This is a genomic window from Streptomyces sp. NBC_00597 (genome assembly GCF_041431095.1).
GTDB lineage: Bacteria > Actinomycetota > Actinomycetes > Streptomycetales > Streptomycetaceae > Streptomyces.
On sequence record NZ_CP107757.1, the window covers coordinates 2291569 to 2311180 of the forward strand.

The following is a 19612-nucleotide window of genomic DNA, read 5'->3' on the forward strand; positions in this document are numbered from 1 at the left end:
CGGTCCGGCCGGGCCTAGGGGTGCTGCTCCGGGAACGGTCGGGGCCCCCCGCCGGGTTCCGCCGCGAGGCGGCGCTCCAACCGGGCGATGGCGGCCCGTACGCCGTTCCCGTACCCGTCGTCGGACAGGGCACCGGTGGCGGCCCGGGCCCGGGCCAGGTGCAGCCGCGCCGCGTCGGTCCGCTGGAGCTTCACGTAGTCCGCGGCCAGGTTGAGGTGCAGCGACGGGTAGAACACGCGCACGGCCGGGTGGGGTTCGTGCTGCGCGGGCAGCCCGTCCCGCAGCCCGTGCCCGAGCCCGTCGGCGGCGGTCAGGGCCCGCAGGTCCCAGGCGAGTTCGTCGGCGGGGTCGTCCTGCGCGTCGGCCATGTAGTGCGCGAGCGTGCAGCGGTGGAGGGAGTCGCCGTCCTCGCCGATATCGGACCAGATCTCGCCGAGGCGGTTGCGGGCCTCCTCGCGGTCACCGGCGTGCAGCAGGATGACGGCCTGGCCGATCCTGGTCATGACGGCGTCCTCCGACGCCTCCTGCTGCTCCGCCACGGCGGCCTCCGGCTCGCTCTGCCAGACCTACTCCGGTCTGGTCATCACGACGCTAACCGGACGCACCGGCAATGGCGCCGAGGCGCGGTGGGGCGTCAGCCCAGGTCCGGGATCCGCCAGTCGATCGGCGCATGGCCCTGGGCCGCGACGGCCTCGTTGATCTGCGTGAAGGGCCGGGAGCCGAAGAACTTCTTGGCCGACAGCGGGGAGGGGTGGGCGCCCTTGACGACCACGTGCCGCTCCTCGTCGATCAGCGGGAGCTTCTTCTGGGCGTAGGCGCCCCACAGAACGAAGACGGCCGGGTCGGGGCGGTCCGCGACGGCGCGGATCACCGCGTCGGTGAACTTCTCCCAGCCCTTGCCCTTGTGCGAGTTGGGCTCGGCCTCGCGGACGGTGAGGACCGCGTTGAGCAGCAGGACGCCCTGCTCGGCCCACGGCATCAGGTACCCGTTGTCCGGGACGGGCGTGCCCAGCTCAGCCTGCATCTCCTTGTAGATGTTGCGCAGCGAGGGCGGGGTCTTGACCCCGGGCTGCACGGAGAAGCACAGGCCGTGGCCCTGGCCGGCGCCGTGGTAGGGGTCCTGGCCGAGGACCAGGACCTTCACCCGGTCGAAGGGAGTGGCCTCCAGGGCTGCGAAGACCTGCTCTCGGGGCGGGTAGACCGGCCCGTTCGCCCGCTCCTTCTCGACGAACTCGATGAGCTCTTTGAAGTAGGGCTGGTCCAGCTCGTCGCCGAGGACGGGGAGCCAGGACTCGGGCAGCATCTGGGTCACGTCTACAACCTCCGGTACAAGTTCGTGCAACTGCTTGGTGCAACAGCTCAGAACCTACCGGGGGCCACTGACAACGCCTCACCGCGGGCGCCCTCCGGGCGCCCGCGGCAGGGGTCACCAGCTGGTCTTGCGCTGCAGCTCCCACATCTGGAAGACGGTCTGCGGGTCCAGCGCCCGCTCGGCGCCGGCGATGTCCTCACGGGCGGCGACGTAGAGCTTGCCCTGCCACAGCGGCAGCAGCCGGACGTCTTCGGCGAAGATCTGCTGGGCCTGCTCGAACTCGCGGACGCCGGCCGAGCGGTCGCTCTCGCGGCGGGACTTGGGCAGCAGGTCCGTGAGGATCTGGGTGGGCTCGTACGGGGTGCCGACCGCGTTCTCCTTGCCGACGAACGGCGCGATGAAGTTGTCCGGGTCCGGGAAGTCGGGGAACCAACCGCGGCCGAAGACCGGGTACTCGCCGTTCTTGTAGCCGACCTGGAAGACCTTCCAGGGCTGGCCGCGCAGGGTGATCTTGAAGAGCTGGCTCTCGTCGAGCTGGCGCTTGAGCTCGGTGAACTCGTCGGCGGTGGAGGCGCCGTAGCGGTCGGTGGTGTACCAGAAGGTCAGCTCGACCGGCTGGGTGATCCCGGCGTCCCGGAGGATCTTCTTGGCCTTGTCGACGTTGGCCTGGCCGTACTTGTCGTAGAACGGCGTCTTGTGACCCACCACGCCCTTGGGGACCATGGAGTACAGCGGTTCGGCGGTGCCCTGGTAGACCTTGGAGACGATCGCGCCGCGGTCGACGACCTGGGCGATGGCCTGGCGCACCGCGAGCTTGGCGACCTGCGGGTCCTTGGGGTTGAAGACCAGGTAGCGGATCTCCGCGCCGACGTTCTCGACGACCTGGACGCCCGCCGAGTGCGAGGCGGGGGTCTGCAGGTCCTTGATCTCCGGAGCCGACAGACCGCGGTAGGTGGCGTCGATCTCCTTGCCCTTGAGCGCGGCGATCATCTTGGTGGAGTCCGTGAAGTAGCGGATGGTCACACCGTCGTTGCGCCGGTTCGCGAAGCCGTTGTAGGTCCCGTTCTTGCCGAGGACGGCCTCGCTGCCCTCCTTGTAGGAGTCGAGCACGAACGGGCCGGAGCCGGTGACCTTGCCGTCCTCGCGGACCTTGTCGGCCGGGTAGTCCTTGGGCGCGACCAGCGAGGCGGCCGGCGAGCCGAGCACGAAGGGGAACGTGGCGTCCGGGGTGTTCAGGTGGAACACGACGGTCAGCGCGTCAGGGGTCTCGATCTTGTCCAGGCTGGCGAAGAGGCCCTGCGGACCGGTCTGGGAGTTGATCGTCTTGATCCGGTCGAGCGAGTGCTTGACGGCCTTGGAGTCGAGCGGCTCCCCGTCGGAGAACTTCAGGCCCTTCTTCAGGGTGCACCGGTACGACTCGTTCGCCGAGTCGGTGAACTCGCAGTTCTGGGCGGCGTCGGGCTGGGGCTTGGTGGAGCCCGTGGGGAACGCCAGCAGGGTCTGGTAGACGTTCCGGTACAGCTCCCAGGAGCCGTCCCAGGCCGCGGCGGGATCGAGGGTGCTCGGGGCGCTCGTCGTGCCGACGACGATTCTCTTCGCGGCCTCACTGCTGTCGTCCGAAAGCAGGCCGCATCCGGCGAGCAGGGATATGGACGCAAGGGCCGCAGTGATCTGCAGGCATCTGGTCCGGATGAACACGTGCACGCTCCTCGATCAGCCAGGGGTGCGGCAGACCCTACCGCAGTGCCTCACAAATCCAATGGGCAGGTTTCATGTGACACTTGACCGATTTCGTGCATATTAGGTACGCATTTGCCTCCCCTCAGGAGGCAAATGCGTCCGATTATCGATCAGTGCACTCCGGCATTGAGGAACATTCCTCCGTCCACGACCAGAGTTTGGCCCGTGATCCATTCCGCTTGTGCAGATGTAAGAAAGGCCGCCGCCCCGCCGATGTCCTCCGGGAGCCCCAGCCGGCCGAGCGGATAGGCGGCCGCGGCCTCCTGCTCCCGGTTCTCGTAGAGGGCCTGCGCGAACTTCGTCTTGACCACCGCGGGGGCGATCGCGTTGACCCGGACCCCGGGCGCCATCTCGTGGGCGAGCTGGAGGGTGAGGTTGACCATGGCCGCCTTGCTCATCCCGTACGCGCCGATGAAGGGCGAGGCGGAGACGCCGGCGATGGACGCGATGTTCACGATCGCGCCGCCGTTCTCCTTCTGCCAGGCGTGCCAGGTCCGCTGGGCGAACCCGAGCGCCGAGATCACGTTGGTCTCGAAGACCTTGCGCGCGACACCGAGGTCCAGGTCCGCGATGGGGCCGAAGACCGGATTGGTTCCCGCGTTGTTGATCAGGAAGTCGACCCGGCCGAAGGCCTCCATCGTCCGCTCGACCGCGACGGCCTGGTGGGCCTCGTCGTGCGCCTTGCCGGCGACTCCGATCACCCGGTCGGCGCCGAGCGCCTCGACGGCCTCCTTGAGGGCGTCCTCGTTGCGTCCGGTGATGCACACCCGGTCGCCGCGGGCGACGAGCGCCTGCGCGATGCCGTAGCCGATGCCCCGGCTGGCTCCGGTGATCAGCGCGACCTTACCGCTGTCCACCGTGTTCGTGCTGTTGTCGGTCATGAGCCTGCACCCTGCCTCTCGTCAGTTGAGCGGGCCGCCGGCCACGTACATGACCTGGCCGGAGACGAAGCCGGCGGCCTCGCCCGTGAAGAAGGCGATCGCGTTGGCGATGTCGTCCGGACGGCCGACGCGCTGGACGGGGATCTGGGTGGCCGCGGCGGCCTGGAAGTCCTCGAAGCCCATCCCCACGCGCGCGGCCGTCTGCGCGGTCATCTCCGTGACGATGAAGCCGGGGGCGACGGCGTTGGCGGTGACGCCGAACTTGCCGAGCTCGATGGCCAGGGTCTTGGTGAAGCCCTGCAGGCCGGCCTTGGCGGCGGAGTAGTTGACCTGCCCGCGGTTGCCCAGTGCCGAACTGCTGGAAAGGTTGACGATGCGGCCGAACTTGGCCTCCACCATGTGCTTCTGACAGGCCTTCGACATCAGGAACGCACCGCGCAGGTGGACGTTCATGACGGTGTCCCAGTCGTTCTCGCTCATCTTGAAGAGCAGGTTGTCGCGGAGCACGCCCGCGTTGTTGACCAGGATGGTCGGGGCGCCCAGGACGCTCGCGACGCGCTCGACGGCCGCCTCCACCTGCGCCGCGTCGGAGACGTCGCAGCCGACCGCCAGGGCCTTCCCGCCGGCCGCCGTGATCGCCTCGACGGTGTCCTTGCAGGCCGCCTCGTCCAGATCGAGTACGGCGACCGCGCGGCCCTCGGCGGCCAGGCGTACGGCGGTGGCCGCGCCGATGCCCCGGGCCGCCCCGGTCACGATCGCGACGCGCTGCTCGGTGGTGGACATGGTGGATCTCCTCGCCCTCGGAATCCTCGACAGCGGCTCCTCATTGGTGAGCAACCGCTTAGTAGCTTCAGCTGAGGAGACGCTAGGAGCCCTGGCACCCGGTGTCAACGGCACCGGGCCCCAGGGCTCTCCAGGTCGTGGCGGCCACCGTAAGGATCTTCGTACGAATCAGCGGACCAGCAGGTCGAGCAACCTTTCCACCTCGGCCTCCGGGTCGGCCGTCAGGCCCGTGTGCACCGGCCCGGGCTGCACCACCGTGCTGCGCGGGGCGATCAGCCAGCGGAACCGGCGTCCCGCGTCGTCACCGGCCGCCTGGCCGGCCGACTCGCCGCCGGTGCACACGCCCTGCACGCCGTGCAGGGCGGCGCGCACACCGGCCACGTCGGCCCCGGGGTCCAGGGCGAGGAGCTTGGCCTCGTCCAAGTGGGTGCGCGCGGCCACGTACGAGCGCGCCCGGCAGTAGACGATCACACCGGCGTTGAAGCACTCGCCGCGCTCCATCCGGGGCACCACGCGCACCAGCGCGTACTCGAACACGTCCCGCTTGGTCACTCGCTGTCGCTCTTGTTCTTCCGGGGGCGGGGGTCGAGGCGGTCGGCGAGCCAGCCGGGGGGACCCGACCGGGGCTTCACCTCCGCTTCCATCGAGATCCTCTCGTGGATCGTGGCCGCGCGCGGCAGCAGCACCTCCACGTAGGCGCGGCGCACCCCGTCGGTGGAATCGAAGCCGGGCTCGTCGACCAGCCACTCGTCGGGCACGTCGGCGACGACCTCTTCGAGCAGCTCCCGCGTCACTAGGGGCGCGAGCGCGGCGGCGGCCGCGGCGACGTCCGGGCCGACCGGGGCCAGGACGTGGTCGGAGGCGTTGTACGGCTTGGCCGCTGCGCTCTCGGCGGTGGGCCAGTTGTGGTGCCAGATCATGGTGGCGCCGTGGTCGATGAGCCAGAGGTCGCCGTGCCAGACCAGCATGTTCGGGTTGCGCCAGGACCGGTCGACGTTGTTGATCAGCGCGTCGAACCAGACCACGCGCCCCGCCTCGGCCGGGTCCACCCGGTACGCGAGCGGGTCGAAGCCGATCGACCCGGGGAGGTAGTCCATTCCGAGGTTGAGTCCGCCGCTGGCCTTCAGCAGTTCCTGGACCTCCTGGTCGGGCTCGCCGAGCCCGATCACGGGGTCGAGCTGCATCTGCACCAGCCGCGGGACCCGCAGGCCGAGGCGCTGCGCCAGGCGCCCGCAGACGACTTCGGCGACCAGGGTCTTGCGCCCCTGGCCGGCTCCGGTGAATTTCATGACGTAGGTACCGAGGTCGTCGGCCTCGACGATCCCCGGGAGCGAGCCGCCCTCACGCAAGGGCGTGACGTAGCGGGTCGCGATCACTTCGGACAGCATCCGCCCAGGTTACGGGGGTCAGCGCGCGGGAGCCCACTGTGCGAGGAGGGCTTCGGCCGTGGTGACGGTCGCGACGAGGGCAAGGGAGTTGCGGATCACCTCGGCGGTGTAGGCGGCGGGCACCCCCGCGATGGCGTCGGACGGCACGACGACCCGGTAGCCGAGGTTCACTGCGTCGAAGACGGCGTTCGGGATCGCGATGTTCGAGGACACTCCGGCGACCACGAGCGTGCGGACGCCGAGGTTGCGCAGGAGGGCGTCGACGTCGGTGCCGGCGATCGGCGAGAGGCCGTGCAGCCGGCGGACGACCAGGTCATTTTCGGCCACCTCGATGGGGGCCGCCACTTCCACCGCCCGACTCCCGGACAACTGTCGTACGGGCAGCTTCCCGGCGGCCCGGAAGAGTCGTGCGTTGGCGTTGGCCGCCAGCCCGTCCGGCCGCTGCTCGGCTATCGCGTGCAGCACCTGTACGCCGGCTGCGTGCGCGGCGTCGACCAGTGCGGCCACCCGCCCCAGCATCCCCGAGTCCCGGGCTTCCTTAGCGAGTTCGGGAAGCGCGCTCTCCTCGCCGACGACGCCGTTCTGGCACTCGACGGTGAGCAACGCGGTGGTGGCGGGATCGAGTTCCGGTTGTGGCATGACTCCCCCTGGCGTGACGACCGTCGATCCCGCATGATTCCTGACAGTCAGTCAGATGTGAAGGGGTGCGGGACGGATGGACGGATCACAGCGGCGGGGCCGCCGCATCATGATGACCGACGCGGAAGTGGACGTCTTCCTGCGCGAGCAGCGCACCTGCCGGGTGGCGACCGTCTCCCCGGACGGCCGCCCGCACGTGGGCGCCCTGTGGTTCGCCTGGGACGGCACCTCGCTGTGGCTGTACTCGATCACGCGCAGCCGCCGCTGGTCGGAGCTGCGGGGGGACCCGCGGATCTCGGTGGTCGTGGACGCGGGCGAGGCGTACGACGAACTGCGGGGGGTCGAACTCTCCGGCAGCGCCGTCTTCGTGGGCGAGGCCCCGCGCACGGGCGAGCCCTGTCCGGAGCTGGCCGAGGTGGAACGACTGTTTCCGGCCAAGAACTTCGGCATCGAGGAGATGCCGCACGACGGCCGCCACGCGTGGATCCGCCTCACCCCGGAGTCGGTCGTCTCCTGGGACTTCCGCAAACTGTGAGCGGCTAGAGCACCTCGGCGGCCGCCTGGCGCAGGGCCTCGACGGCGGCCCTGATCGAGGGCCGCCGGTCGGCGTCCGCCCGCCAGACCACGTACACGTGACGGCGGACGGAATCGCTCACGGGCAGCAGCCTGACCCCCGGCGGCACCGGGCCGCGCCCGAGCCGGGGGGCCACGCACACCCCGAGTCCGGCCTCCACGAAGGCCAGCTGGGTGTGGTGCTCCTCGGCGATGTGCGCGATGCGCGGCTCGATACCGGTTCCGCGCAGGGTGTACACCAGCCACTCGTGGCAGAACTGGCCCTCGTTCCAGGAGATCCAGTCGTCGTCGGCGAACTCGGCGAGGGTGATCCGGTCGCGGTCGGCCAGCCGGTGGCCCACCGGAACGGCGATGTCGCAGGAATCGTCCAGCAGGTGCTTCCGCGTGAGCTCGGCCGGCACCGGCATCCGCTTGTTGTGCCAGTCGATGGCCAGGGCCAGGTCCAGGTCTCCGCGCACGACCGCGGCCATGCTCTCCTCGGGCTCCTGCTCCCGGACCAGGGGCCGCAGTTCGGGGTGCTCTGCGCGCAGCGCGGTCAGCGCCTGGGGCAGCAGTCCGCGCATGGCGGTCGGGAAGGCGCCGATCCGCAGCTCTCCGACGGCGCAGCCGCGCCGGGCCTCCACATCGGCCTGGGCGAGCTCCACCTGGGAGATGATCCGGGCCGCGTGGTCGGCGAGCAGCCGTCCGGCGTCCGTGAGCCGGACCCCGCGGCCGTTCTTGGCCAGCAGCGGCTGGCCGACCTCCCGCTCCAGCTTGGCCATCTGCTGGGAGACGGCGGAGGTGGTGACGTGGAGCCCGTCGGCCGCACCGCTGACCGAGCCGTGGCGGGCGAGGGCATCGAGGGTGCGCAGGCGCTCCAGGTTCAACATGTAAGCGATGCTACGCCGTCACTGCGAAGAAATCTCGCTTGTCCTACGTAGTTGAGCGGAGCAGAGTACACCTCATGAGCGCACCCACCACCCCACGCCCCACTCTCTCCCCGCCGGCCGCCCCCACCCGGACCGCCCGGGTGGACTGGCGCATCCGCTTCGCGATCCTCTCGGTGGTCTGGGGCTTCAGCTTCCTGCTGATCAAGGTGGGCACGCAGGCGTACGCCCCCTTCCAGGTCGCCCTCGGCCGGGTGCTGTTCGGGGCGCTCGCGCTGCTGACCGTGCTCCTGGTCCGCCGCGAACCGCTCCCCCGGGGCCGCCGCACCTGGGCCCACCTGGCCGTGGCGGCGCTCCTGCTCAACACCGCCCCCTTCTCCCTGTTCTCGTACGCCGAGCTCAGCATTCCGTCGAGCCTGGCCGGGATCTGCAACGCCACCTCGCCGCTGTGGGGCATGGCGCTGTCGATGGTGGCCCTGTCCGAGGACCGCCCGACGCGGCGCCGTTTCGCCGGCCTGGGCCTGGGCTTCCTCGGCGTCCTGACCGTCCTCGGCGCCTGGCAGGGCTTCTCGGGCATCGACGCGAAGGGCACCGCGCTCGCCCTGCTCGCCTCGCTCTGCTACCCGATCGGCTGGATCTACGTCCGGCGCACGCTGGCCTCGGTCCCGAGCTCGCCGGTGGCGCTGACCGGCGCGCAGCTGATGCTCTCCACGCTGCAACTACTGGCGGTCAGCGCCGCGTTCACCTCGGCCCCCACCTCGTTCCCGCTCTGGCCGACCCTGTCGGTGATCGCGCTCGGCGCCCTCGGTACGGGGATGGCCCTGCAGATGCAGTACGGACTGGTTTCCGAGGTCGGCCCGACCACGGCCCAGATGGTCACGTACTTCATCCCGGTCATCGCCACCACGGCCGGCGTCGCGCTCCTCGGCGAACAGCTCCACTGGAACACCCCGGTGGGCGCGGCGATCGTCCTGGCCGGAGCCGCCCTGACCCAGACCCGCCGCCGCTAGCGCGCGCGACCCGGCCGCCTACCCGCAGTCGCCGAGGACCGACCCCGAACCGTCGGGCGTGTACGCGGCCCACAGCACGAACAGCTCCAGCAGGATCGCCACGACGTTGAGCAGAGCGACGACGAAGGCCAGGAGCCCCGGCCAGGTGTCCCAGATCCGGACCCCGCAGCGCCGCCGGATCCACCGGGCCAGCAGCAGGCAGACGACCACGGCCGACAGACCGAGCACCGGTCCCGACCACGCGGCGACGTGCTCCATCTTCGGGAAGGGCATGTGCCGACAGGCTGCCTGCTGCCGGTCGACCCAGTCCCCGTGGATGAACTGAACCCCGTAGGAACTGACCACTCCCAGTGCGGCCAAGACCGGCACGAGCAGTGCCGTGATCGCCATGCCGGGTGTGACGTGGCGCTTGCGCACGGTGTCGTGGAGCTCGGCGGTGGAGGGAGAGGTTTCCATCAGTACCAATTCGGGTGCGGTCGGACGATGTGGATGCGCTGCTCGCCGTGGTTCCTGGTGGCGATGCGTTCCCGGCTGTCCAGGCTCACGTTCTGCCACGAGCCGGTGTGCTGGGTCAGCTTGATGTCTCCGTCAGGGGTTATCGAGGTCACCACGGCGGCGTGGTAGATCTCCCCCTGCGGTTCGTCCGGGTCGGCAGCGACCTGCTCCATTCAGAGCCGGTCAGTCGAAGCGGGCGCTCGTCGTGGGGCGGGTCGAGGCGGTCACCGCGGCGGCGAGGGAGGGCAGTTCGTCCAGTGCCAGTCCCGACACCGTGATCCGGATGCCCGGCCCCGACTCCACCCGGAACCAGCCGCCCGGGGCCACCGCCCAGCCCGCGGCCAGGAGCCTCGTCACCGCGGCCGTCTCATCGGCCACCGGCACCCACACGTTCATCCCGGTGCGGCCGTGCGCCACCACCCCCCGTTCCCGCAGGGCCGCGACCAGGCCGTCCCGTCGCTCCCCGTAGGAGCGGGCGACCGCCGCCCGGTCCACCACGCCGGAGGTCCACAGTTCGACCGTCGCGTACTGGAGCAGCCGGCTCACCCATCCCGGGCCCAGCCGCTGCCGCCCCCGTACCCGGTCCAGGGTCACCGCGTCGCCGGTCAGCACCGCCAGGCGCAGGTCCGGCCCGTACGCCTTGGCCGCGGACCGCACCAGCGCCCAGTGCCGGGTCACCCCGCCGAGCGAGTGCAACGGCAGGTCGACGATGCCGTGCCCGTGGTCGTCGTCGACCACCAGAACCTCCGGATACCTGGCCAGGACGGCGCGCAGCTCCGCCGCCCGGTCACCGCTCACGGCCGCCCCGGTCGGGTTCTGCGCCCGCGACGTCACCAGCAGGGCCCGCGCACCCTCCGCGAGGACCCGTTCCACCGCCGCGGCGACCGGCCCGTCGTCGTCCACCACCACCGGCACCACCCGAAGTCCCAGCGCCGCCGCGAGGTCCAGCACGCTCCCCCACCCCGGGTCCTCGACGGCCACCGCGTCCCCCGGTCGCAGGTGCGCGCCCAGGACCCGCTCGATCCCGTCCAGCGCGCCCGAAGTGACCCCCACCGGCCCGACGGGAACGCCGTCGGCATCGAGGTCGGCGCGGGCCAGCCGCTCCAGCTCCGGCACCACCGGATCGTCCCCGTACAGCGTCGGCGCCTGCGCGTACCGCCGCGCGGCCCGGGCCAGGGCCTCGTCCAGGGCGGGAAGCAGCCGGACGTCCGGGTTCCCGGACGCGACGTCCCGGGTGCCGGGCGGAACCGCCATCCGCAGTTCGTCGCGCGGCGCGCTCGCGGGTCGGCCGCGCACCCGGCTGCCGCGCCGCCCGTCGGTCTCGATGACCCCGCGCTCGCGCAGCGTCCGGTACGCGGCGGCCACGGTGTTCGGGTTCACCCCGAGCACACCCGCGAGCTCGCGCATCGGCGGCAGCAGCGCTCCGGGCACGAGCGCGCCCGATCCGATGCCCGCCTCGACACTCGCCGCGATATCCGATGCGCGGCTCCCTGTGATCCGGTATTCTCCTAGCACAAAGCCAAGTATGCACTAGTACAACGGAGCGCGCATCATGACCGCCACCACCGACACGCAAGAGATGCCCGGGCGGAACGTACCGAGCGGCGGCTACGAGCCCACGGAGCGCACCGTCCCGAGCCGCTCCCGCGAGCGGGCGCGCTACGACCGCGAGACGGTCCACTCGATACTCGACCAGGCCTACGTCTGCCACCTCGGCTTCGTCCGTGACGGCGCCCCGGTGGTCCTGCCGACCCTCTACGGCCGGGTCGGCGAGACCTTGTACGTCCACGGCTCGACCGGCTCGCGCCCGCTGCTCGCCGCCGGCAAGGCGGACCCGGGACTGCCCGTCTGCCTGACCGTGACGCACGTGGACGGCCTGGTGTTGGCCCGGTCGGCCTTCAACCACTCGATCAACTACCGATCGGTGATCGTGCACGGCACCGCCTACCAGGTGACCGACGAGGACGAGTGCCGGATGGCCCTCGACGCCCTCGTCGACCACGTGGTCCCGGGCCGCTCGGCCGACTCCCGGCCCGCCAACGCCAAGGAGCTCGCCGCCACCGCGGTGATCCGGCTGGACCTGCGCGAAGTGTCGGCGAAGATCCGTACGGGCGGCCCGAACGACGAGCCCGAGGACATGGGCCTTCCCTACTGGTCGGGCGTGGTGCCGGTCGCACCGGTCCACGGGACCCCGATCGCGGCCGACGACCTGGCCCCCGGGATCGCCACCCCGGACTACCTCGCCGCGCTCTGAGCCTCACGGGGGGACCCGGAGGACGCTGATGACCCGGAAGCCTCACGGGCGGGTCGGACCACCGGCCCCCCCGTGGGCCTGCGCGCCTCGGCCGCGATCAGCGCACCCACCGCGGTCAGCAGCAGTACGGTGCCCAGCACCACGGCGCCGGTCAGCCGCTCGCCGAGCAGCAGCACGGCGATCACCGCGGCACTGACCGGCTCGATGAGCATGATCACGGACACGGTGGCGGCCCGTACCGCGGCGGCTCCGGTGAAGTACAGCGCGTACGCCAGGGCCGTCGGCACGGTGGCCACGTACACCAGTAGCCAGAGCACCCGCCCGATTTCGGCGGTGTGCGGCAGCAGCCCCTCGGCGGCGGCGAGCGGCAGCAGGCACACCGTGCCCACCGCGACCGACCATGCGGTGGTGATCAGCGGGTCACCGCCCGCCCCGCGCCGCCCGAGCCAGCGGGCCCGCAGGGTCATCCCGGCGTACCCGGCGGCCGACAGCAGGGCCCAGCCGACGCCCACGGGCCGCACCTCGCCGTCCCCGCCGCCCAGAACGAGCACGGCGAGCCCGGCGAGCGCCCCGACGACGGCGGCCGTGCCGCCCCGGCCGAGCCTCTCGCCCATCCAGTAACGCCCCCCGACCGCGATCAGCACCGGCCCGGCGCCGAGGGTGACCACGGTGCCGACCGCGAGGCCCGTCTCGCGCACGGCGCCGAAGTAGGCGGCCTGGAAGAGCGTGAACATCAGGCCGGTCCCGATGAGCGATGCCACCGACGGCCGCACCGCCGCCGCTCGCCGGGGCCTGCGTACGGCGAGCACCCCGAGCAGCACCACCAGCCCGCCGGCGCACCGCCAGAAGGACAGGGCGAGCGGGCCGAGGTCAGTGGCCTGGAAGAGGAGGGAGGCGGCCGCTCCGGCAGTGCCCCAGGCGGCTCCGGCGACGACGAGGTACAGCAGACTGCGCCCTGAAGCGGGCGAAAGGTTCGACACGAGTGTGCTCCGCGGATGCGTGAAGGATGAGGGGGGAAGGTCATCTCTTCGCGGGCAGCGCGGACCCGCCCGGGAACTGCCCGGGCCGGGTCTTCGTCAGGGGGCGGCTGCCCGCGGCTACGCGGCCGGAGGCGGAAGCACGGTCGAATGCATGGTCGCCACCCTAGGCCTTCGTCGTCTCACGGTCCAGAACGGCCAGTTCCGGATCCGCCGCCCCCGGCGGGGTCGGTCGCGCGGTCTGCGCGATGAGGGCCCCGCCCAGCACCAGCGCACCGCCGACGATCTGCGGGGTCGACAGGTACTCGCCCAGCAGGATCCAGGCGAAGACGGTGGCCACGACGGCCTCCATGCAGGCCACGACACCGGCCACCTGGGGCGAGAGCTTGCGCACCGAGACGACGCCGGTGAGGTACGCGAAGGCGGTCGCGATCAGCACCACCCAGGCGAGCAGCACCCACGCGGGCACCATCAGGTCCCCCATCGCGGCCCGCCCCGCCAGCACCTGCCAGTCGATGTTCCAGGGCCGGGCGATCACGGTCATCACCAGTGCGCCGATGAGCATGCCGTACGCGATCACGCCGATCGGGTCGGGCACGTCGCCCTCTGCGCCGCCCTCGGTGCCGTGGTCCGCGAACACGAAGTAGAAGGCCTGGCAGCAGGCGGCGGCGATGCCGAGTAGCACGCCGAGGGGGTCCAGGCTCAACCCGGACCAGATCTCGACCACGCAGGCCAGCCCCACCACGGCGACGGCGGCACCGGCCGCGGCGGCCCGGGTCACCGGCTTGCGCTGCACGAAGCGGATCCAACCGAGCAGCAGCGCCGGGCCGAGGTACTCCAGCAGCAGGGCAACGCCGACCGGGATCCGGGACAGGGAGGCGAAGTAGAAGGCCTGCACGCCCGCGACGGCGACGAGGCCGAAGCCGGCGAGCAGCAGGGGTTTGCGCAGCAGGAGCCCGCGGTGGCGCCAGGCCAGCGGGGACAGGACCAGAGCCGCCCCGGCCACCCTGAGCCAGACCATGTGCAGCGGGTCCAGCCCCGCCTCGATCAGCGGCTTCGCCGCCACTCCCGAACCGCCGAACGCGAACGCCGAGACGAGGGCGAGGCCCAGTCCGACGTTTTTCCCTGTCGCTTGCATCGGGCCATCATGGCAGGGCCGGTCAGCACCGTCACAGGCGTGACACCTGTTGAGACGGTTCCGAGACCGGACGTGACCGCACTGACTATTTCTGACAGGTCGTCAGTATTGAATGTTCCGTCCGCCGGGGCTACGTTCCGCCGCACGTACCCGACGAGAAGGGGTGGTCGCATGGCCGAAGTCACCGCGGAATCACGCATCGAGGCGTCCGCCGCGAAGGTCTGGGCCCAGCTGACGGACTGGGCGGCGTACGGCGAGTGGAGCATGACCCACACCAATTTCCCCAAGGGCGGCCCCGAGACCCTCGCGGTCGGGACGACCTTCGAGGAGAACATGAAGATGATGGGCTTCCCCGCCGAAGTCGCCTGGACCATTTCCGAGCTGGAGGACGAGCGCGTCTTCGCGATCACGGGCAAGGGCCCGATGGGCGTGGCCATCCTGACCCGGTACACCCTGGTGCCGGACGGTGGCGCCACCACGGTCCGCATCGACGGGGAGTTCAACGGGGCCGCCGTCTCCCTGATGGCGGGCAAGCTCAAGGACTCGGCGACCGCCGCCCTGAACGAGTCGCTCCGCAAGCTTGCCGGCCTGGTCACCTGACCCGCTCCCCCGGCGGGTGCGCGAATGCGGCGGCGCGGCCCGCGAGAGGACTCGCGGGGCGCGCCGTTCGGTCGGCCGGCCGACTCAGTGCTCGTCGGCCAGGATCAGGTAGAGCTTCTTGCGGGCGTCGTTGACGACGGCGAGGGCCTTCTCGCGCTGCTCGGCCGAGCCGGTCTTGTAGACCTGGCCGAAGGCCTCGAACAGGCCCATCCCGGCCGCCCGGACCTCCTGCATCGCCTCGAAGTCGAACCCGCGCCCGGCGTCGGCCCAGGGGGCCTCGGGACCGGACTCGGCCTCGGTGCGGCCGGCGTCGGTGAGCGTGAACAGCTTCTTGCCGCCCTCGCTCTCGCTCACAATGAGCCCCTCGTCCTCAAGCAGCTGGAGGGTCGGGTAGACCGACCCCGGGCTGGGCTTCCAGGCCCCGCCGCTGCGCTCGCCGATCTCCTGGATCATCTCGTAGCCGTGCATCGGGCGGTCCTTGAGCAGTGCCAGGATCGAGGCGCGCACGTCTCCGCGCCGAGCCCGGCCGCGCGGTCCGCCGCGGCCACCCCGCCCGCCGAAGGGTCCGCCGCCGAAGGGCGGTCCGAACGGTCCGAAGGCGGCGCGCAGCCCCCTGAACTCCTCCCGACGATCGGGCCCGCAGTGGCCGTGGCCCCGTCCGTGCTCGTGTCCGTGGTCGTGACCGTGCTGTCCGTGTGAACGCATGACTGCGCTCCTTCCGTCTGTTCGTTTCCATGTCATCGCTGCTGCGATGCCTCAACTATCGCTGACCCATCGCGATGCGTCAACGATATATCGGAAACTTCTTCAGCGAACGACACGAGAAGGCCCGTCGGCTGACCTGCGCCAGCGAAGCCGGGCTGCTTGTCACCGAAGTTGGGCCGACGGCTGTTTGTGTCACCGAAGATGAGTCACTGCACGGTTCGTGCCAGTGGAGTTGAGCCGATGGCGAGCTGTGCGGTCGCGGAGTTCCGCCGGCAGGGCACCTTCGTGCGCTCGGCCGTGGTGAAGGACTCCCGGGTCTCCTCGCCCAGCTCGCCCTCGGCGCGGACGTCGACGACACGGGCCCGCCCGTCGGCGAGCCGGACGAAGTAGTCGGGAGCATGCCTGCGCTGTCGGACCCCGTCGTGCCAGTGCAGCCAGAACGGCTGCGCGGCGATGGCGGTGACCTGTGAGTCTCGGTCCAGCAGGACCAGCCGGTCCCGCTCCAGCCACGACTCGTAGCCGACGTGATCCCGTACGGTCACCGAGTGGTACCAGCCCGCGAAGCCTCGGCCGTACTTGTGCCAGGTGAACGCGCGGACCGGCTCCACCGCCCCGAACCGGACATCCCAACCCGTCTGCAACAGCTGACGCCTACGTACCCCATCGACGTAGAAGTCCAGCTCAAAGCCACGGAGCATGCGATCTGGTGTGCACCGTGGTGTCCCGTCTCGGGCGATCCGGTCCCTGCCTCAAATGATCTGGTTCGATTCGCTCGCCGTCCCAGATGATCTGGTCCCGCGGGTCTGCTTCTTCGGTCTCGCCGGCCCTGGTGGCATCTGAGCCGTTCCGGGTGCTGACCGATGGGGGCAGGAGCTGGTCATAGCCGTGCGGCCGTGCGGATCAGGCCGGCCAGGGCGAGGGAGCGGCTGTGGGCGGGCCAGGCGATGTGGGTCACGACGGGAGGCGCGTCGATCAAGGGAACGGCCGTGTGCTCGGCCCACAGCCAGGAGCGGGCGGAGTCGGGGACGACCGCCACGGTGCGTCCGAGGGCAATCAACTGGGCCAGTTGCGTCTGGTTGTGGATCTCGGGGCCCGGGCCGGGTGCGTAGGTGCCGTGGGTGGGCCAGCGGGCGAGCGGCAGATCGGGGACGTCCCTGACATCGGCCAGGGACAAGGTCTCGCGGGCGGCGAGGGGGTGCCCGGCAGGCAGGACGGCAACCTGCCCCTCGGTCGTCAGTGCCTCGCTGTCGAACCCGGCGAGGGAGTTCCACGGCGTGTGCATGAGCGCGACATCAGCGCGTCCGTCGCGCAGCAGCTCTTCCTGCTCGGAAATGCCGCACGGCAGCACCTCGATCTCGGCGCTGTCGGGCTCGGCCGCGTAGGCGTCGAGAAGTTTCCGCAGCAGTTCGTGGGACGCGGCGGCCTTCACCGCGAGGACCAGCCGACCGCGGGGGCCGCCAGGGCTGTCGGCACCGCCGGCGCGCCGGGTGCGGCGAGCGGCGGCAGCGGTCGCGTCGAGAGCCGCCCGGCCTTCGTGCAACAGCACCTCTCCGGCACCGGTCAGGCGGACGCCACGGCGGTTGCGCTGCAGCAGGCAGACCCCGAGGCGCCGTTCGAGCTGCTGGATCGCCCGCGACAGCGGCGGCTGGGCCATGCCGAGACGCTCGGCGGCGCGCCCGAAGTGCAGTTCCTCGGCGACGGCCACGAAGTACCTCAGCTCGCGGGTCTCCAGGGTGTCCACGGCCGCAGCATACGCGGTGATACCCGGCAGGTATGACAGGACACCGTATCGGTGTTGGCCGCGCCACTCGTCCGCGAGCCAACATCATCAGCATGAGCGAAACGAAGATCGCGCTGGTGACCGGCGCGAACAAGGGCATCGGGTACGAGATCGCGGCCGGGCTGGGCAGCCTCGGGTACCGCGTGGGCGTGGGAGCCCGCGACGCCGCCCGACGCGAAACCGCCGTCGGGAAGCTGCGCGCCGCCGGTGTGGACGCGTTCGGGGTACCGCTGGACGTGACCGACGACCAGAGCGTCACTGATGCCGCGGAACTGATCGAACGGCTGGCCGGGCGCCTGGACGCCCTGGTCAACAATGCCGGCATCTCGGGCGAGATGGACCCCGGGTGGGTGCAGGACCCGACCGTGCTCGACCTGGAGGTGCTCCGCACGGTCGTGGATACCAACGTCATGGGTGTCGTCCGGGTGACCAACGCGATGCTGCCACTGCTGCGGCGCTCGGCCTCGCCACGCATCGTCAACGTCTCCAGTAGCGTCGGCTCCCTGGCCCGGCAGGCGGACCCGGACATCGAGATCCCGATCATGGCGGCCTACGCGCCGTCGAAGTCGTTCCTCAACGCCCTCACCGTGCAGTACGCCCGGCAGTTCGCCGATACGAACATCCTGATCAACGCCGCCTGCCCGGGCCTGGTCGCGACCGATTTCACAGGCTTCCAAGGGCCCCGCACTCCTGAACAGGGCGCGGCCACAGCGATCCGGCTCGCCACCCTGCCCGACGGCGGCCCGACCGGTTCGTTCTTCGAGGACGACGGCGTCGTCCCCTGGTGATCACGAGCCCGCCGTGAATCGACGAGGCTCCGGTAGGTCCACGAAACGGTGAGGAAGGACCAGATCGACTGAGACAGCGTCAGGCATCTGCCCGACAGGGACCAGACCGTCGGAGACGGGACACGTGGCGTGGCGGCGACAGAGCCTCCAGCGCCCCGTGCCCTCGTCTACGACGGCTGTATCCACTCGCGCTTCTGGCTAGTCTGCGGGCATGACGGAGCACCCCGGGTTCGGCGCGATGCTCGCGTGGCTGCTGGACCACAGAGAGCTCGGCGCGCAGGAATTGGCCGCCCGCACTGAGCTGAACGCAGACGAGGTCCGCGCAGTGCTCGCAGGAGATGGCCCCGGCGAGGAACTGCTCCGGCGGCTTGCGCCCGCACTGGGTTTCCACGCCGTCGATCTGTTCATCCTCGCGGGGCTGGCGGTCCCGGATGACATGGCGCCATTGGACGCCGCGGCCGCGATGTGGGTGAAGAACACGGTGACGGATGCGGTGCGTCTCCCCGCCGCGGAACGCCGTGAACTCCTGCAGCAGATCCGCTCAATGCCGCAGGAGGAACGGCGTTCCAGCTTCGCCCCGAACCCGCTCATGCCCCTCGCGGGAGGCCCGGGCGCTTGGGTCATCCGCATGCTCCAGTACCGCAACCTGAACTGGTCGGGAATGGCGAAGGCGCTTGCGTTCGTGACGCCCACGCCCACGTACCTGTCGGCAGCCACTTACGGTGTGATCGGCTCTGGTCGCAAGGAGCTGACCCCGCGCTTGGTGACGGACTTCGCTGCCCTGCTGGGGATCGATGCCCGCGACCTGGCGGCGGTGACGGGCGTCATTCTGCGTGAGGTACCACCGCCTCCGGCCTCGGAGGTCATGGACACCGCAGCGCTGCTGTGGGAGGCACGACGTCTGTCCGCCGAGCAGGCACGACACGTCTGCGAGCTCGCACGTTCCGCGCGTGGAGACTTCCGCGACGCGCACCTCATGGAACTGCCCGGAACCTGAGACCTGCTGACTTAGCGCGGGGTGCTGTCGTCGGCCTCGAACGGGCCGCCGTGGCCCGGCACGATCAGGTCCGCCGCGGCCAGCACCCGCAGGCGGGAGGCGCGCAGTACCTCGCGGTCCGGGGCCACCGGGTCGTCCGCCGGGCCGTCCGCGTGCCACCACAGGTCGCCGGCGAAGGCGACCACGCCGGAGTCCGTGCCGGCCAGCAGCGTGATGTCCTCGGCGCTGTGGCCCGGGGTACGGATCAGCCGTAGCGACGGGGTGAGTTCGTAGCCCTCCGCGTCCCGGTTCTTCCACTGGTCGCCCAGGTACTCCACCTTGTGGTCGTGCACCCGGGCCCGTCCGAACAGGCCCACGTTCATGGTGTTGTCCGGGTGGTGGTGGCTGAGCACCACGTCGGTGATGTCGTCGGGGCCGAGGCCGAGCTCCGCGAGCGGGGCGAGGATGTCTTCGCGGCTCGCCACCATGCCCGGATCGAAGATCACGTGTCGTCCTGCGTCGTGTACGTAGGAGACGGTGGCGGCGACTCCGGGGCCGGTGGAGCCGACGTATCCGGTGGTCAGAACCTTGAATGAGGCGCTGCGGCCGAGCGGTGCGTCTGTCATGGCCCCAATTCTTGCGAGCAGGCCGATCGTGCACGAGTGGCACTGATGCCACTGATCGCAGGATTGGTGCCACACGTGCCA

At 70.9% G+C, this 19612-nt stretch carries 24 protein-coding genes; 6 read left to right on the plus strand and 18 right to left on the minus strand.

Translation table 11 applies throughout. From position 1 onward, the window contains the following. Positions 1 to 14: 14 nt before the first annotated feature. The 8 genes from OG974_RS10000 to OG974_RS10035 form a co-directional block, all read right to left on the minus strand. A complete protein-coding gene (locus tag OG974_RS10000) occupies positions 15 to 539 on the minus strand; it encodes a hypothetical protein (protein WP_327286028.1) in 525 nt (174 codons plus the stop codon). A 95-nt stretch (positions 540 to 634) separates the two neighbouring features. Further along, the gene (locus OG974_RS10005) at positions 635 to 1303 is read right to left on the minus strand and encodes a uracil-DNA glycosylase (RefSeq protein WP_327286029.1); all 669 of its coding nucleotides are present in this window, start codon (positions 1301 to 1303) and stop codon (positions 635 to 637) included. A 123-nt stretch (positions 1304 to 1426) separates the two neighbouring features. Continuing rightward, a complete protein-coding gene (locus tag OG974_RS10010; protein ID WP_327282337.1) occupies positions 1427 to 3010 on the minus strand; it encodes an ABC transporter substrate-binding protein in 1584 nt (527 codons plus the stop codon). Positions 3011 to 3162: 152 nt separating this feature from the next. Continuing rightward, positions 3163 to 3933 (minus strand): SDR family oxidoreductase, encoded by a 771-nt coding sequence (locus tag OG974_RS10015; protein WP_327282338.1) that lies wholly within the window; start codon positions 3931 to 3933, stop codon positions 3163 to 3165. Positions 3934 to 3954: 21 nt separating this feature from the next. Then, a complete protein-coding gene (gene fabG, locus OG974_RS10020) occupies positions 3955 to 4716 on the minus strand; it encodes a 3-oxoacyl-ACP reductase FabG (RefSeq protein ID WP_327282339.1) in 762 nt (253 codons plus the stop codon). Positions 4717 to 4884: 168 nt separating this feature from the next. Beyond that, positions 4885 to 5268 (minus strand): DUF3037 domain-containing protein, encoded by a 384-nt coding sequence (locus OG974_RS10025; protein ID WP_327282340.1) that lies wholly within the window; start codon positions 5266 to 5268, stop codon positions 4885 to 4887. Further along, positions 5265 to 6104 carry a HipA family kinase gene (locus OG974_RS10030; protein ID WP_327282341.1) on the minus strand — a complete coding sequence of 280 codons (840 nt, stop codon included), beginning with the start codon at positions 6102 to 6104 and terminating at the stop codon, positions 5265 to 5267. The genes OG974_RS10025 and OG974_RS10030 overlap by 4 nt, the downstream gene beginning before the upstream one ends. A gap of 18 nt (positions 6105 to 6122) precedes the next feature. Beyond that, the gene (locus tag OG974_RS10035) at positions 6123 to 6743 is read right to left on the minus strand and encodes an isochorismatase family protein (protein ID WP_328762048.1); all 621 of its coding nucleotides are present in this window, start codon (positions 6741 to 6743) and stop codon (positions 6123 to 6125) included. Positions 6744 to 6819: 76 nt separating this feature from the next. Between OG974_RS10035 and OG974_RS10040 the strand changes: the two genes are divergently transcribed. Continuing rightward, positions 6820 to 7278 carry a pyridoxamine 5'-phosphate oxidase family protein gene (locus OG974_RS10040; protein ID WP_327282343.1) on the plus strand — a complete coding sequence of 153 codons (459 nt, stop codon included), beginning with the start codon at positions 6820 to 6822 and terminating at the stop codon, positions 7276 to 7278. 4 nt (positions 7279 to 7282) lie between these two features. Here the strand turns inward: OG974_RS10040 and OG974_RS10045 are convergent, their stop codons facing one another. Then, a complete protein-coding gene (locus tag OG974_RS10045; RefSeq protein ID WP_327282344.1) occupies positions 7283 to 8185 on the minus strand; it encodes a LysR family transcriptional regulator in 903 nt (300 codons plus the stop codon). Between the two features lie 74 nt (positions 8186 to 8259). Between OG974_RS10045 and OG974_RS10050 the strand changes: the two genes are divergently transcribed. Further along, positions 8260 to 9192 carry a DMT family transporter gene (locus tag OG974_RS10050; protein WP_327282345.1) on the plus strand — a complete coding sequence of 311 codons (933 nt, stop codon included), beginning with the start codon at positions 8260 to 8262 and terminating at the stop codon, positions 9190 to 9192. An 18-nt stretch (positions 9193 to 9210) separates the two neighbouring features. Here the strand turns inward: OG974_RS10050 and OG974_RS10055 are convergent, their stop codons facing one another. The 3 genes from OG974_RS10055 to OG974_RS10065 are packed head-to-tail and all read right to left on the minus strand — an operon-like array spanning position 9211 to position 11202. Then, positions 9211 to 9648, minus strand: a complete 438-nt coding sequence (locus OG974_RS10055) for a hypothetical protein (protein WP_329312969.1) — start codon at positions 9646 to 9648, stop codon at positions 9211 to 9213. Then, positions 9648 to 9860, minus strand: a complete 213-nt coding sequence (locus tag OG974_RS10060) for a hypothetical protein (RefSeq protein ID WP_329312971.1) — start codon at positions 9858 to 9860, stop codon at positions 9648 to 9650. Before OG974_RS10060 ends, OG974_RS10055 begins: the two co-directional genes overlap by 1 nt. Before the next feature lie 10 nt (positions 9861 to 9870). Then, entirely contained in the window at positions 9871 to 11202 is a 1332-nt protein-coding gene (locus OG974_RS10065; protein ID WP_327282348.1) for an aminotransferase class I/II-fold pyridoxal phosphate-dependent enzyme, read from the minus strand. A gap of 37 nt (positions 11203 to 11239) precedes the next feature. Here OG974_RS10065 and OG974_RS10070 point away from each other — a divergent pair, with 37 nt between their 5' ends. Further along, positions 11240 to 11941: a pyridoxamine 5'-phosphate oxidase family protein gene (locus tag OG974_RS10070; protein ID WP_371646221.1), complete on the plus strand. Its 702-nt coding sequence runs from the start codon at positions 11240 to 11242 to the stop codon at positions 11939 to 11941. Here the strand turns inward: OG974_RS10070 and OG974_RS10075 are convergent. Together OG974_RS10075 and OG974_RS10080 are read right to left on the minus strand one after the other, a co-directional pair. After that, the gene (locus tag OG974_RS10075) at positions 11923 to 12921 is read right to left on the minus strand and encodes a DMT family transporter (protein ID WP_371646223.1); all 999 of its coding nucleotides are present in this window, start codon (positions 12919 to 12921) and stop codon (positions 11923 to 11925) included. The genes OG974_RS10070 and OG974_RS10075 overlap by 19 nt on opposite strands. 163 nt (positions 12922 to 13084) lie before the next feature. Continuing rightward, positions 13085 to 14056 (minus strand): DMT family transporter, encoded by a 972-nt coding sequence (locus OG974_RS10080; protein WP_371646225.1) that lies wholly within the window; start codon positions 14054 to 14056, stop codon positions 13085 to 13087. Positions 14057 to 14227: 171 nt separating this feature from the next. Here OG974_RS10080 and OG974_RS10085 point away from each other — a divergent pair, with 171 nt between their 5' ends. Further along, on the plus strand, positions 14228 to 14656 hold the full coding sequence (locus OG974_RS10085; protein WP_327282351.1) for an SRPBCC family protein: 429 nt from the start codon (positions 14228 to 14230) through the stop codon (positions 14654 to 14656). A gap of 84 nt (positions 14657 to 14740) precedes the next feature. Here OG974_RS10085 and OG974_RS10090 read toward each other — a convergent pair whose 3' ends face one another. The 3 genes from OG974_RS10090 to OG974_RS10100 form a co-directional block, all read right to left on the minus strand. Beyond that, positions 14741 to 15361, minus strand: coding sequence for a PadR family transcriptional regulator (locus OG974_RS10090; RefSeq protein WP_371646227.1), 621 nt, complete (start codon positions 15359 to 15361; stop codon positions 14741 to 14743). Positions 15362 to 15567: 206 nt separating this feature from the next. Beyond that, on the minus strand, positions 15568 to 16059 hold the full coding sequence (locus tag OG974_RS10095; RefSeq protein WP_371646229.1) for a TnsA-like heteromeric transposase endonuclease subunit: 492 nt from the start codon (positions 16057 to 16059) through the stop codon (positions 15568 to 15570). Positions 16060 to 16238: 179 nt separating this feature from the next. Then, positions 16239 to 17102, minus strand: coding sequence for a LysR family transcriptional regulator (locus OG974_RS10100; RefSeq protein ID WP_328762063.1), 864 nt, complete (start codon positions 17100 to 17102; stop codon positions 16239 to 16241). A 92-nt stretch (positions 17103 to 17194) separates the two neighbouring features. Here OG974_RS10100 and OG974_RS10105 point away from each other — a divergent pair, with 92 nt between their 5' ends. Together OG974_RS10105 and OG974_RS10110 are read left to right on the plus strand one after the other, a co-directional pair. Next, a complete protein-coding gene (locus OG974_RS10105; protein WP_327282355.1) occupies positions 17195 to 17929 on the plus strand; it encodes an SDR family oxidoreductase in 735 nt (244 codons plus the stop codon). 211 nt (positions 17930 to 18140) lie between these two features. Beyond that, the gene (locus OG974_RS10110) at positions 18141 to 18926 is read left to right on the plus strand and encodes a hypothetical protein (protein WP_327282356.1); all 786 of its coding nucleotides are present in this window, start codon (positions 18141 to 18143) and stop codon (positions 18924 to 18926) included. A gap of 11 nt (positions 18927 to 18937) precedes the next feature. Here OG974_RS10110 and OG974_RS10115 read toward each other — a convergent pair whose 3' ends face one another. Further along, positions 18938 to 19531, minus strand: coding sequence for an MBL fold metallo-hydrolase (locus OG974_RS10115; RefSeq protein ID WP_327282357.1), 594 nt, complete (start codon positions 19529 to 19531; stop codon positions 18938 to 18940). Positions 19532 to 19612 lie beyond the last annotated feature (81 nt).